Below are 13,319 nucleotides of genomic sequence, written 5' to 3' on the forward strand. Positions count from 1 at the left end.
AGGGACGGGGGCCGACACTCCGCTCCCCCATTGCCGCGCCGTTCCCGACCGCTGCTCCCGCTCGCGCTGCTGCGCCGTGTCCTCCACGCCCTGGTGGACCGCCGCGGGCGGGCGGACTCATCGGTGCGCGGGGGCCGGGCTCAGTCCTCGGTGCTGCGCAGGACGCCCATCATCACCAGCTCGTCCTCCAGCGGCGGCCCCTCGTGGGCGCAGGCGCGCAGGCCCTCCAGCAGCGCCCCCGCGTCCAGGCCGGCGCCGATGAGCACCAGCTCGCTGCGCCGCGGCGCGCCGTCCGGCCACGCGGTCCGCTCGAAGCGGACGGCCGCGCCGACGGTGTGCAGGACGAAGCGCTGCTCGTGCCCGCGGACGGCGAAGCGCAGCACCCCCTTGACCCGGAAGACCCCGGGCGGGCGCGCGTCCAGCCAGGCGAGGAGCGCCCGCGGGTCCAGCGGGGCCTCGCTGCGGAAGGACACGCTCTCGTACAGGGCGTGCAGGTGGTCGTGGTGGTCGTCGTCGTGGTCGCCGTCGTGGTCCTCGTCCAGGACCTCGCCGAGGGCGAGCTGGCGCTGGACGGGCGGGCGCTCGTCGAACAGCAGCCGCGGGTCGACGCGGCCGCGGGCGGCGGGCACGACGGGCGCCCACCGGTTCAGCTCCCGGCAGCGCGCCGCGACCCGGCGGGCGGCCGCCGCGTCGACGAGGTCGGTCTTGCTCAGCAGCACGACGTCGGCGGCCGCGACGTGGTCGGCCAGCCGCGGGTGCCGCACCAGCGCCGCCTCGAACTCCACCGCGTCGACCACGACGACCAGGCCGCCGTACTCCACCCCCGGCACGCCGCAGGTGAGGACCCGGCGCACCATCTGCCCCGGCTCGGCGACGCCGCTGGCCTCGACGACGACGGCGTCCAGGCCGTCGCCGTCGCGCCGCCCCTGCGCCAGCAGCCGCCCCAGCAGCTCCTCCACGCCGCCGTCGTCGGTGCTGCAGCACAGGCAGCCGTTCTCCAGGGAGACGGTGCTGCCGGCCTGCCCGGCGACCAGCAGCGCGTCCACGCCGACGGCCCCGAAGTCGTTGACGAGGACCCCCAGCCGCACGTCGGCGGCCGAGCGCAGCAGCTGGTTGAGCACGGTGGTCTTCCCCGCGCCGAGGAAGCCCGCGAGCACGACGACGGGGACCGGGGCGGGGGGCACGCCCCCAGGGTGCAGCAGCCGCGGCCCGCCCGCGCCCGGGGGCCGTAGGGTCGCGCGCGTGGACACCGCAGCAGCCCGCGACCTGCCCGACGACCTGCGGCGGCGCGCCGAGGCGTGGATCGACGACGACCCCGACGAGCGCGACCGCGCCGAGCTGCGGGGCGTCCTGGACGCGGCCGCGCGCGGGGACGCGGCGGCCGTCGCCGACCTGGCGGACCGCTTCTCCGCGCCGCTGGAGTTCGGCACCGCGGGGCTGCGCGGGGCCCTGGGCGCCGGCGAGCACCGGATGAACCGCGCGGTCGTGCAGCGCGCCGCCGCGGGGCTGGGGGCGTGGCTGGTGCAGCGCGCCGAGCGGCCGCGGGTGGTCGTCGGCCTGGACGCCCGGCACCGCTCGCGCGACTTCGCCGACGACTCCGCGGCCGTGCTGACCGCCGCCGGCTGCGAGGTGCTGCTGCTGCCGCGGCCCCTGCCCACGCCCGTGCTCGCGTTCGCGGTGCGGCACCTGGGCGCCGACGCCGGCGTGATGGTCACCGCCAGCCACAACCCGCCCCAGGACAACGGCTACAAGGTCTACCTGGGCGGGCGGGTCGCGCCCGAGGAGGGCCGCGGCGTGCAGATCGTCCCGCCGGCCGACGCGGAGATCGCCGCGCGCATCGCCGCCGTCCGGCACGTGCGCGACGTGCCGCGCGCGGCGGGCGGCTGGCGGGTGCTGGGCGAGGACGTCGTCGAGGACTACCTGGCGGCGGTCGTCGCGGCCGGGGAGCGGCTGGTGCCGGACGTGCCCGCCGACGGTCCGGGGCCGCGCGTCGTCGTCACCGCGCTGCACGGCGTCGGGTCGGCGGTGCTGCGCGAGGCGCTGCGCCGCAGCGGGACCACCGACGTGCACGAGGTCGCCGAGCAGGCCGAGCCCGACCCGGCGTTCCCGACCGTGGCGTTCCCCAACCCCGAGGAGCCCGGCGCGCTGGACCGCGCGCTGGCGCTGGCCGCCGACGTGGGCGCGGACCTGGTGCTGGCCGTCGACCCGGACGCGGACCGCTGCTGCGTCGCGGTGCCCGACGGCGGTTCCTGGCGCGCGCTCAGCGGCGACGAGCTGGGCTGGGTGCTGGGCGAGCGGCTGGCCCGCCCGGGCGGCGTGCTGGCCTGCTCGGTGGTCAGCTCGGGGATGCTGGCGCGCATCGCCGCCGCGCACGGCGCGACGTTCTCCCCCGCCCTGACGGGGTTCAAGTGGATCGCGCGCGTGCCGGGGCTGGACTTCGGCTACGAGGAGGCCATCGGCTACTGCGTGGCCCCGGACGTGGTGCGCGACAAGGACGGGATCTCCACGGCGCTCGTCGTGGCCCGGCTGGCCGCGCGCGCCCGGGCCGCCGGCGGCGCGCTGGCCGACGCGCTGGACGAGCTGGCGCTCGCGCACGGCGTGCACGCCACGGCGCCGGTGACGGTGCGGGTGGACGACCTCTCGCTCATCGGGCGGGCGATGGCGCGGCTGCGGGCCGAGCCCCCGGCGTCGCTGGCCGGTTCGCCGGTGACGAGCGTGGAGGACCTCACCGCGAGCGTGGACGGCCTGCCGCCGACCGACGGGGTGCGCTGGCGCACGGCCGACGGCACCCGCGTCGTGGTGCGCCCCAGCGGGACGGAGCCGAAGCTCAAGGCGTACTGCGAGGTGGTCGAGCCCGTGCCGGGCGGGACCGCCGACGGCCTGGCCGCGGCGCGGAGCGCGGCTGCGGAGCGCCTGGAGGCCGTGCGCGTCGACGTGCGCGCCGCCACCGGCCTGGCCTGACCCGGCCCCCCCCTCGTCGCCGACTCCCCGCCCCTCCTCGCCGTGGTCTTGCAGGGTTTCCCAGCGAGATCACGGCGGGAGGGGCGAGGCGGAGGGAGGGTGGGGGCCGAGCGGAGGGAGGCGGGACGGGGTCAGGGGCGCAGGTCCAGGGCGGTGAGGGACCCGCCCTCGAAGTCCTGGCGCCGGCCGCCGGGCACGGCGTACTCCTGGCTGGTCGGGTAGCCGTACTCGCCGTTCTCCCAGCCCAGCTGCCCCCACAGGTCGCGGATCAGCCCCTGCACGAGGAAGACCGGCGCCGGGTCGCCGAGGAACGAGCGGCTGTAGAGCGAGCCGCGCTCGAAGTGCTGGCCCTTCCACTGCTCGCGCAGGCCCACGAACGTGTCCGAGGTCGGGTAGCCGATCCCGCGCTCCCACCCCAGCTCGGCCCACCGGGCGCGGATGTCACCGGTCTCCAGCACGGAGTGCCCGCCCGTGGCGGGGCTCCAGTACACCGACCCCTCCGTGAAGTGCTGCCCGTACCCGCCGCCGGCCAGGGGCCCGAACTCCGCCCCGACGGGCATCCCGAGGAAGCCGTTCGGCCCGCGCAGCCGGTCGAAGGTGTCGCGCACGGCACCGCGCACGGGGTGCGCGCCGGTCTCGGCGCGCCAGTACACCGACCCGCCCTGGAAGTGCTGCACGCGCCCGAAGCCGCCGCGCAGCACGGGCTGCTCGTCGCTGACGGGGTAGCCGAGGACGGAGCGTTCCCAGCCCATCCCCGCCCAGCGGTCGCGGATCGCACCCTGCACCCGCCAGACCCCGCTGCCGGGGCTCCAGTACAGCGAGCCGCGGGTGAAGTGCTGGCCGTAACCGCCGCGCAGCAGCGGCCCGAACTCCTCGGTGAGCGGCAGACCGGTCCCGCGCTCGAAGTCGCGGGAGGCGTACCCCTGGGCGATGGCCCCGCGGACCGCGCGCGCTCCCCCGGCGGCGCTGAAGTAGACGGTGCCGCCGTGGAAGCGCGTGTAGTACCCGTCGAGGGTGGTGACGCCGAACTCGCTGGTCGTGGGCAGGCCGAGCCGGCTCGCGGGGCCGCCCTCGGCCAGCCACCGGTCGTGGATCGCGCCGCGCACGACGTGCCCGTTCTCCCGCGGCGGCAGGACGAACGAGCCGTTCGCCGCCCGGAACACCTGCGTGCCGTCGGGCGTGACGACCGGCCGCTGGGCCAGGCCGGACAGCGACTGCGGCGCGTCCGGCGACGCGTCGCCGGAGGCCAGGTAGGCACCGGCCGACGGCCACCCGTCGCAGCCGCGGTCGGCGGCGCGCGCGGTGGCCAGGACGCGGCTGCCGCCGTCGAGCAGGTCCCACGCCCTGCCCAGCGACGGTGCCGGCACGTGGACGCGGACCGGGCCGGGCCGGGCGTCGACCGCGACGGCGACGGGCGCGTCGCCCTGCCGCTGCAGGGCGGACGCCGACCCGTCCTGCGTGAACGAGGCGACGAACCCCGGCTGGCCGACGACGCAGCTGGCCGTCAGCGTCAGGTCGGTCACGGCCGCCGAGGCCGGTGGCGCGGTGGCCAGGACCAGCCCCGCCGCGACGGACGCGGTGGTGGCGCGGACGAACGCGGAACGCTTGCGCACGAGCTTCTCCCCCCGGAGACCCCCGCGGGACGTCATCGCCCCGCGCCAGGACGCTCCCACTCCCGGCCGCCGCGCGCAGGGGTTTTCGCGCAGGTGCCCGGCAGGTCAGCGCCGCCGGGTCGCGGCCACCGCCGTGCACGCCGCCGCGAGGACGACGAGGGCGCGCCGGGCGACGTGCGCCCGCTCCCACCGGCTGCGCTGCCCGCGCCAGCCGGGGACCTCCGCGTCCGGCGACCAGGACCGCAGCCGCCGGTTGACCGGGACGTGCACGCGGACGGTGAGGACCACGGCACCGGCGACGGCCAGCGCCGAGCCCGTGCGCCACGCCGACGCCCCCGGGTCGCTGCGCAGCTGCGCCGCGGCGGCGGCCAGGCCGGTGCCGGCCGCGGCCACCGACAGCGCGGGGGCCAGTCGGCGCATCACGGCGTCCGCGCGCTGCTGGTGGCGCACGTACTCGGCGAACCCCGCCGCGCGGCGCCGGCGGCCGAACGGCTCGGGGACGATCGCGGCGGTCAGGGCGGCGGTGGCGGCGGCGTGCGCCCGCGCGAGCGCCCGGGTGGTGTCCACGCGGTGATCCTGCCCCACCGCGCCCGGACGACGGCTCACTCGACGTCGACGAACACCGGGTTCGTGTAGCACCACAGGTCGTCCCAGGGGTCGGAGTCGCCGATGCGGTCCACCTCGGGGTGCCCGTCGGGGCGGGCGTGCCTGCCGTCGCTGCCGCGGAATCGCACGTACAGCGGGTCGGCGACCCCGCGCAGCGTGGTGGTGAACCGCTGCCGGCCCACCGCCCGGGCGCTCACCTCGAAGCTCTCCACGACGCGGGTGCCCGGGGCCTCCCACAGGTCGCGGTCGCGGACCCGGCCGGTGACGGTGCCCACGATGACGTCCCAGCGCGCCGAGCGCGGCACCTGCCCGGACCCGTTCGGCTCGGTGGCGGGGTCGACGAGCAGCTCGACCTCGACGTCGCCGCCGCGGCGGACGCTGGTGCGCGCGCCGAACGTGACGCCGGGCCCCTCGCCGCCGGGCCGCACGCGCGCCTCGACGGCCGCCACCAGCCCGCCGTGCACGACGAACACGCGGCCCTCGCGCAGCGCGGCCATCACCGAGCGGTAGTCGCGGCGCACGGCCCCGACGACCGTGCGGCTGTAGGCGCCGGGCGCGAAGTCGACATAGCCGTGCTGCACGACGCCGGTGTCGACGGGGTCTCCGCGGTGGCCGTGGCGCAGGTAGTGCTCGCGGTCCAGGTGCCCGACGCGCACGGTGTCGCCGTGGTCGAAGTGGTTGTCGGAGTTCGCGGTGATCCACCAGGGCAGGCCCTCGGCGAGCAGGGAGTCCCACAGGCCGCCCATCCGCGCGGTCGCGGCGTCGAAACCGCCCCAGGTGCGGTACTGCTCCAGGTCGTAGCCGGGGAACGACCAGCGGCCGGGGCGCTCGTCGTACTGGCCTCGACCGCGGCCGCGGCCCAGCGGCGCCGGCAGCGCGGCGGCCTGGTGGCCGGGCGCGCCCTCCCAGCCGACGAACACCCCGGGCGCGGCGTCGCGCCAGCCGCGGACCTTCGAGGGGGAGACGCGGCCGGTGCGCATGGGGTGGTTGGACAGCACGAGCGCCTCGTCGACGGTGCCGCGGGCGATCTGGTCGACGAGCCAGGCGACCGCGTCGAGGCCGAGCTGCTCGGCGGCGGGGCCGCCCTCGACGGAGTGCTCGACGAGGCGCGGGCCGTCGGGGTTCTGCAGGGCGGCGACGACGTCGCCGTCGAAGCGCCGCTCGAACTCCTGCAGCAGCTCGGGGGTGCGCTCGTGGTCGGGGGCGATGAACGTGGCGTGCTCGGCGCCGGGGATGTTCCACTCCATGCCCTGGAAGACCAGGACGGGGTGGCGCCGGCGGGCCTCGGCGATGAGCGGGGTCTGCAGGGCCACGGACTGCTTGGAGTGGTCGGGGCCGCCGTGGTCGGTGATGACCATCCAGTCCAGGCCGTGCTGGTGCCCGCGGCGCACCTGGTCGTCGACGGTGTACATCGCGTCGCGGGAGAACGTGGTGTGGATGTGGTGGTCGCCCGCGTACCAGGCGAAGCCGCGCTCGTCGCCGTCGGTGACGGGGACGTCCGCCGGGAGCGGGACCCCGTGGGTGTGGGCTCCGTGGGTGTCGCCGGGGGCGCCGTGGGGGTGCACGACGCCACCCTGCCAGCCCACCGCGTCGCGCCGTTCACCTGTCCGGGCCTGCACGCAGCCAGTACGCTACTGAACGTGACGACTCCATCACCGGTAGCGGTGCGGCGTGTCCCGCGCCACCGCCGGCTGGAGGACGCCTCCGACGCGGGCCTGCCCGAGGTCTGCCACGCCACCGTCGCCTCCCACGGCGGCGCCACCGGCGGGGCGCTGCTCGACGTGCCCGACCCCGCCACCGGCGAGCCGCTGCTGCGGGTGGAGGACGCCGGCCCGCAGACCGCGGCCGTCGCCGCGAGCACCACCGCCCGCGTCGCCCGCGGCGACTGGGCGTGGCTGGCGCAGGAGGACCGCGCCCGCTGGCTGTACGTCCTGGCCGCCGAGCTGGAGGCCCGCGCCCGCCCCGTCGGCCTGACCAGCGCCCTCGTCAGCGGCCGCCCCGTCGCCGCCGCCCTGCACGCCGACGCCGCCCGCCTCGTCGACGCCGCCTTCTCCGCCGCCGGGTGGGCCGACAAGCTGCCCGCCGTCGGGCTGGGCGCCCGCCGCGGCGGCGCCGTCGTCCTGCGCTCCTCCTGGCGCACCCCGCCCGCCGCGCTGGCCGCCGCCGTCACCGGGGCCCTCGGCGTCGGCTTGGGCGTCGTCCTGCGCCCCACCCCCGAGGCCGCCCCGCTGGCGCTGCTGCTCGCCGGGGCCGTGCGCACCGCCGGCCTGCCCGCCGACCTCGTCAGCGTCGTGCCCGGCACCGCCCCCGGCGCCGACAAGGCCCTGCTGACCCACGAGGACGTCCTCGCCGCCCACGCCGACGGCGGTGCCGAGGAGCTGCGCGAGCTGGCCGTCGCCCTCGCCGAGCTGGGCCGCCCCCTGCACCAGCGGGCCGACGCGACCGGCGTCGACGTCGTCCTCGACGGCGCCGACGTGGAGGACGTGGCCGAGGCCCTGCTGGACACCGTCCGCGGCGGCGCACCCGCACGTCCCGGCGGCTCGCGGGTCCTCGTCGTCGCCGCCCTCGCCGACCGGCTCACCGAGCGGCTGCAGGAGGGCCTGGCCGCCCTGCGCGTCGGGCACCCCCTGGACCGCGCCACCGACGTCGGCCCCTGCCCCGCCGCCGACGTGCACCACCGGGCGCGCGCCCTGCGCGGGCGCCGCGCCGCGCTGCCCGACGACCTGCCCGCCGGCGGCTGGTGGGTCCTGCCGACGCTCGTGCCGCTGGGCCGGCGCGCCCCCGTCCCGCCCGCCGGGCCGGTGCTGGGCGTGCGGGTCGTCACCGGTGACGACGACGTGGCGCCCCTGCTGGCCGGCACGACCCACCTGGCCGTGTGGGGCGGCGACGCCCGGCGCGCGCTGCGCGTGCTCGGCGCGGCCGCGCCCCGCGCCGTCGGCCTGGGCGGCCCGGCCGCCGACGACGACGCCGCCGACGCGCTGCGCCTGCTGCGCGCCGTCTCCTCGTGAGCGGGGCGCGGGGCCGGGTCCCCGTCCCGCTGGTGCGCCCGTCGGCCGGCGACGGGCAGGAGCTGCTGCTGGCCGCCGGGGCGGCGCTGCGGGCCGCGCGCGCGTGGCGGGCCACCGCGCCCGTGCGCCGCGGCCGGGCCCTGCTGGCGGTGGCCGCCGCGCTGGAGCAGCGGCGCGCCGAGCTCGTCGACGAGGTGCGCCGCCAGCAGGGCGCGCGCGTGTCCGAGGCCCTGGGCGGTGTCGACGCGGCGCTGGACGAGCTGGTCCGCTGGGCGGGCTGGGCCGACAAGCTGCACCTGCTCGGGGTCGGGCGTCCCGGCCCGGCCGCCGTCGTGGGCGTCGTCGTGCCCCGCGGCGACGTCCTGCTCGCCCCCGTGCGCGCCGTCGCCCCGGTGCTGGCCGCGGGCGCCGGCGCCGTCCTCGTGCGCCCGCCGGGGACCGGCACGGCCGCCGACGCGCTCGTGCGGGCCGTCGCCGAGGAGGTCTCCCCCGGGCTGCTCGGCGTCGTCGACGCCGCCCGCGCCGCCCCGCGCGAGCTGGCCGCGGCCGTCGAGCTGGTCGACGTGCGCTGGGCCGACCCGGGCGACGCGGCCGCCTACCGCACGGCCGCCGCCGCGGCCGGCTGCCCCGTCGCCGCCCTGCACGAGGACGACCCGGCCGAGGAACGCCTGCCGGAGGAGACCGGGGACGCGGCGGCCGCGGACGCCACCGACCGCCGGCGCCCCGAGGACCTGCCCGACGCCGAGCGCGTGCGCCCCTTCCGCACCGGCCCCGACCTGCCCGACACCGCCTGACCCACCCCTCCCCCGCCGTGATCACGGGCGGTCGCACCTCCGCCCGTCCACGACCACCGCCGGGTGGTCCCCCACCGTGGTCTTGGGGGGTTTCCCAGCGAGACCACGGTGGGAGGCGGGAGGCGGGTGCGGGCCGGAAAAGGCGTGGAGCAGCGCGCGGGGGGCGGCCTAGCGTCGGCGCGTGCCCGACCTCCTGAGCGACCTCGGCCGCACGGCGGCCGAGCCCGACCCCCCGGACGGCGACCTCGCGCGCGTCGTCCGCGTGCACCGCGGCGCCTGCGACGTCGCCACCGCCGACGGCGCGGCGCGGGTGGCGACCGCGCGCGACGCCGACCCCGTCACCGGCGACTGGGCCGTCGTGCGCGAGCACCGCCTGGTGCGCCTGCTGCCCCGGCGCACCCTGCTGGCCCGCGCGGCCGTGGGCGGGGCCTCCCACGAGCAGGCGCTGGCCGCCAACGTCGACACCGTCGCCGTCGTCGTGGCCCCCGACAGCCGCACCACCACCGCGCGCGTGGAGCGCTTCGTCGCGCTCGCCTGGGGTTCCGGTGCCCGGCCGCTGCTCGTGCTCGCCAAGGCGGACCTCGTCGCCGACCCGGCGGCCCGCCTCGACGGGCTGGAGGCGGCCGCACCCGGCGTCGACGTCCTCGCCGTCAGCGCCGCGACCGGGCAGGGTCTGGAGCAGCTGCGCGCCGCCCTCGCCGGGACGGTCGTCCTGCTGGGCTCCTCCGGCGCCGGCAAGTCCACGCTGGTCAACGCCCTGGCCGGGGAGCCGGTGATGGCCACCGACGCGGTGCGGGCGGCCGACGGGCGCGGGCGGCACACCACCGTCACCCGCGAGCTGGTGCCCCTGGGCGGCGGTCTGGTGCTGCTGGACACCCCGGGCCTGCGCGGCGTCGGGGTCGGCGACCTGGACGAGGGCCTGGAGCGGACGTTCTCCGACGTGGAGGACCTCGCGGTGGACTGCCGCTTCGCCGACTGCCGCCACGACGGCGAGCCGGGGTGCGCCGTCGCGGCGGCCGTGGACGCCGGCGTGCTCGACGGGCGCCGGCTGGTCAGCCTGCGCCGGCTGGAGCGCGAGCGGGAGTTCTTCGCATCCCGCACCGACGCCCGCCTGCGCGCCGAGCGCGCCCGCCGCTGGAAGGCGGTCGCGCGCGCCCAGCGCGCCCGCGGCGCCCGGCCCTGAGCCGCGCCTCGTCAGACGCGGCGTCAGACGGCGTCAGACGGCGTCGTAGCCGGGGCGCACCACGTCGGCAGCCAGTGCCAGGCGCTCCTCGTAGGGCAGGAACGAGGCCTCCAGCGCGGTGAGGGTGGCGCGGCGCACGTCGTCCACGCCCCAGCCGGCGCCGTCGACGAGGAGGGCGAACTCCCGCGACAGCGAGGTGCGCGAGACCAGCCGGTTGTCGGTGTTGACCGTCACCTTGAACCCGAGGTCCTTCAGCAGCGTGACCGGGTGCGTCTCGACGGACTCCGCGGCGCCGGTCTGCACGTTGCTGGAGGGCGCCAGCTCCAGCGGGACGCCGCGGTCGCGCACCCAGCGGGCCAGCCGGCCGAGGGTCGCGTTCGGCATGCCGAAGCGGTCGGTGCCCTCACCGGCCTGGATGTCCTCGACGATCCGCACGCCGTGCCCGATGCGCTGCGCGCCGCACGTGTGGACGGCGTCGGCGATGCTCGCGGGGCCGTCGGCCTCGCCGGCGTGGATGGTGACGGGGAAGTTCGCCGCGTGCAGGCGGTCGAAGGCCTCCACGTGCCGCGAGGGCGGGAAGCCCAGCTCGGCGCCGGCGATGTCGAAGCCGAGGACGCCCTCGTCGCGGTGCCGCAGCGCCAGGTCGGCGATCTCCAGGCCGCGGTCGGCGTGCCGCATGGCGGTGACCAGCTGCCCGGCGCTGATGCGGGTGCCGGACTCCGCGGCCCGGCTCCGCCCGCGGTCGATGCCCTCCTGCACCGCGACGACGACCTCGTCGAGGGTCAGGCCGCCGGCCAGGTGCTGCTCGGGGGCGTAGCGCAGCTCCGCGTGCACGACGCCGTCGGCGGCCAGGTCGAGGACGGCCTCCTCGGCGACGCGGGCCAGGGACTCCGCGTCCTGCATGACGGCGACGGTGTGGTCGAAGGTCTCCAGGTAGCGCACGAGCGACCCGGAGTTGGCGGCCTCGTAGAACCAGGCACCCAGCTCGTCGGGGTCGCTGGTCGGCAGGGTGTGACCGGTCGCGGAGGCGATCTCCACCATCGTCGACGGGCGCAGGCCCCCGTCGAGGTGGTCGTGCAGGGAGACCTTGGGCAGACGGCGCATCAGCTCGAGCGTGCTCACCGGCCCATCCTGCCAACCCTGCGTGTGGGGCGCGCAGCACGGGGTAGGGCGACGGGGACGAGCACCCGATCACCGGAGGACACCGTGAGCGACGACCGCACCTTCACCCAGGCCGTGCACGACCTCAGCTCCGCGCTGTGGTTCGGCGGCGCCGTCATGGGCATCGCGGGGGTGAACAAGTCCGGCAGCGACCTGCGCGACGGCCTCGACAAGGTCCGCGTCGCGGGCTCGGCGTGGAAGCGGTTCGCCCCCGTGGAGTGGGCGGGCATCGGCGCCGTGCTGCTGACCGGCTCGCAGCTGACGAGGTCGAGCAGCCAGCGCATCGCGCTGCAGCAGGGCTACGGGACGGTCGGCGCGCTGAAGGTCGGCTTCGTGCTGGCCGGGGCGGCGGCCACCGCCTACGCCTCCTACGCCGGCGCGCGGATCGCGCGGGCCGCGGAGGAGGCCGCCGGGCGCGGGGAGACGGTGGACGTGCACGACGCGACGCGCCCGTCCTCGGCGACGCCGCCGGAGGTGGCCCGCTGGCAGGAGCGCCAGCGCGTCGTGCAGTTCGCGATCCCCGTCCTGGCCGGCGGCAACATCGTGTGCAACGCGGCGCTGACCCAGTCCTACCGGGCGGGTGCCACCGTCAAGGGCGTCCTGGGCCGCCTCCTGCCCTGACGCCGGCCCGTCCGCACCGCCGCCCCCGTCCGCGGGGGCGGCGCTGCTGTGTCGGGCAGTGCTGCGTCAGGACGAGATCCGCTCGTGCACCAGCGGCGGGACGGCGGGGGCCTCGGCGGTGACGGGCAGCCCGCCCTCCAGCGCCTGCAGCGCCCACTCGAAGCGCTCCGGGGTGTCGGTGTGCAGGGTGAGCAGCCGCTGCCCGGCGCGCACGCTGTCCCCGCGCACCGCGTGCAGCTCGACCCCGGCGCCGGCCTGCACGGCCTCCTCGCGGCGCGAGCGCCCGGCGCCCAGCCGCCACGCCGCGACCCCGACGGCCATCGCGTCGACGTCCAGGTAGCCGTCGGCGTCGGCGACGACGTCGTGGGTGTGCCGGGCGGTGGGCAGGGCCGCGTCCGGGTCGCCGCCCTGCGCGGCGATCATCCGCCGCCAGGCGTCCATGGCACGCCCGTCGGCCAGCGCGTCGGCCGGGTCGACGGCGTCGAGGCCGACCGAGGCGAGCATCTCCCGCGCCAGCACGAGGGTGACCTCCACCAGGTCGGCGGGCCCGCCGCCGGCGAGGACCTCCACGGACTCGCGCACCTCCAGCGCGTTGCCGGCGGTGCGGCCCAGCGGGGTGGACATGTCGGTGATGACGGCGGTGGTGCGCACGCCCGCGTCGGTGCCCAGGTCGACCATCGTCCGGGCCAGCTCGCGCGAGAGCTCCAGGTCCTTCATGAAGGCGCCGGAGCCGGTCTTGACGTCGAGGACGAGCGCGCTGGTGCCCTCGGCGATCTTCTTGCTCATGATGGAGCTGGCGATGAGGGGGACGGCCTCGACGGTGCCGGTGACGTCGCGCAGCGCGTACAGCTTCTTGTCAGCGGGGGCGAGGTCGCCGGTGGCGGCGCAGATGACGGCGCCGACCTCGACGAGCTGGCGGCGCACCTCCTCCAGGCTCAGCGACGCCCGCCAGCCGGGGACCGCCTCCAGCTTGTCCAGGGTGCCGCCGGTGTGCCCGAGGCCGCGGCCGGACAGCTGCGGGACGGCCGCGCCGCAGGCGGCCACGAGGGGCGCCAGCGGCAGGGTGGTCTTGTCCCCCACGCCGCCGGTGGAGTGCTTGTCGACGCTGGGGCGGGGCAGGTCGGTGAAGTCGAGGCGCGCGCCGCTGGCGATCATCGCGGACGTCCACCGGCTGACCTCGGCGCGGGTCATCCCGTTGAGCAGGACGGCCATCGCCAGCGCCGACATCTGCTCCTCGGCGACCTCCCCGCGCGTGTAGGCGTCGACGACCCAGTCGATCTGCTCGCCGGACAGCTCGCCGCGGTCGCGCTTGGTGCGGATGACGTCGACGGCGGCGAAGCGCTGCGGCGCGGGGGTCGGGGACGTCACGGCG

Annotated in this window: 11 protein-coding genes; 5 read left to right on the top strand and 6 right to left on the bottom strand. The window is 78.1% G+C overall.

What is annotated here, in order from left to right; genetic code table 11:
* Window positions 1-140 precede the first annotated feature (140 nt).
* Complete coding sequence (locus ACRYMY_RS01570; RefSeq protein ID WP_432545514.1) at window positions 141-1,184, bottom strand: CobW family GTP-binding protein; 1,044 nt, start codon at window positions 1,182-1,184, stop codon at window positions 141-143.
* Between the two features lie 58 nt (window positions 1,185-1,242).
* Between ACRYMY_RS01570 and ACRYMY_RS01575 the strand changes: the two genes are divergently transcribed.
* A complete protein-coding gene (locus ACRYMY_RS01575; protein ID WP_432545515.1) occupies window positions 1,243-2,961 on the top strand; it encodes a phospho-sugar mutase in 1,719 nt (572 codons plus the stop codon).
* 131 nt (window positions 2,962-3,092) lie between these two features.
* Here the strand turns inward: ACRYMY_RS01575 and ACRYMY_RS01580 are convergent, their stop codons facing one another.
* The 3 genes from ACRYMY_RS01580 to ACRYMY_RS01590 all read right to left on the bottom strand — a co-directional run bounded on the left by ACRYMY_RS01580 (window position 3,093) and on the right by ACRYMY_RS01590 (window position 6,745).
* Window positions 3,093-4,574, bottom strand: coding sequence for a hypothetical protein (locus tag ACRYMY_RS01580; RefSeq protein ID WP_432545516.1), 1,482 nt, complete (start codon window positions 4,572-4,574; stop codon window positions 3,093-3,095).
* Between the two features lie 105 nt (window positions 4,575-4,679).
* A complete protein-coding gene (locus ACRYMY_RS01585; protein ID WP_432545517.1) occupies window positions 4,680-5,141 on the bottom strand; it encodes an anthrone oxygenase family protein in 462 nt (153 codons plus the stop codon).
* A gap of 35 nt (window positions 5,142-5,176) precedes the next feature.
* Window positions 5,177-6,745: a PHP domain-containing protein gene (locus tag ACRYMY_RS01590; RefSeq protein ID WP_432545518.1), complete on the bottom strand. Its 1,569-nt coding sequence runs from the start codon at window positions 6,743-6,745 to the stop codon at window positions 5,177-5,179.
* Between the two features lie 75 nt (window positions 6,746-6,820).
* Between ACRYMY_RS01590 and ACRYMY_RS01595 the strand changes: the two genes are divergently transcribed.
* The 3 genes from ACRYMY_RS01595 to rsgA all read left to right on the top strand — a co-directional run bounded on the left by ACRYMY_RS01595 (window position 6,821) and on the right by rsgA (window position 10,165).
* The gene (locus tag ACRYMY_RS01595; protein ID WP_432545519.1) at window positions 6,821-8,188 is read left to right on the top strand and encodes an aldehyde dehydrogenase family protein; all 1,368 of its coding nucleotides are present in this window, start codon (window positions 6,821-6,823) and stop codon (window positions 8,186-8,188) included.
* Window positions 8,185-8,982, top strand: coding sequence for an aldehyde dehydrogenase family protein (locus tag ACRYMY_RS01600; RefSeq protein WP_432545520.1), 798 nt, complete (start codon window positions 8,185-8,187; stop codon window positions 8,980-8,982). The genes ACRYMY_RS01595 and ACRYMY_RS01600 overlap by 4 nt, the downstream gene beginning before the upstream one ends.
* Window positions 8,983-9,163: 181 nt before the next feature.
* A complete protein-coding gene (gene rsgA / locus ACRYMY_RS01605) occupies window positions 9,164-10,165 on the top strand; it encodes a ribosome small subunit-dependent GTPase A (RefSeq protein ID WP_432545521.1) in 1,002 nt (333 codons plus the stop codon).
* 33 nt (window positions 10,166-10,198) lie between these two features.
* Here rsgA and ACRYMY_RS01610 read toward each other — a convergent pair whose 3' ends face one another.
* Window positions 10,199-11,269 (bottom strand): adenosine deaminase, encoded by a 1,071-nt coding sequence (locus tag ACRYMY_RS01610; RefSeq protein ID WP_432545580.1) that lies wholly within the window; start codon window positions 11,267-11,269, stop codon window positions 10,199-10,201.
* Between the two features lie 102 nt (window positions 11,270-11,371).
* Between ACRYMY_RS01610 and ACRYMY_RS01615 the strand changes: the two genes are divergently transcribed.
* Window positions 11,372-11,947 carry a hypothetical protein gene (locus tag ACRYMY_RS01615; protein WP_432545522.1) on the top strand — a complete coding sequence of 192 codons (576 nt, stop codon included), beginning with the start codon at window positions 11,372-11,374 and terminating at the stop codon, window positions 11,945-11,947.
* A gap of 66 nt (window positions 11,948-12,013) precedes the next feature.
* Here the strand turns inward: ACRYMY_RS01615 and ACRYMY_RS01620 are convergent, their stop codons facing one another.
* A complete protein-coding gene (locus ACRYMY_RS01620) occupies window positions 12,014-13,315 on the bottom strand; it encodes a thymidine phosphorylase (protein ID WP_432545523.1) in 1,302 nt (433 codons plus the stop codon).
* Between the last annotated feature and the right edge of the window lie 4 nt (window positions 13,316-13,319).

It is taken from the genome of Kineococcus haloalkalitolerans (assembly GCF_050871905.1).
Taxonomy (GTDB): Bacteria; Actinomycetota; Actinomycetes; order Actinomycetales; family Kineococcaceae; genus Kineococcus.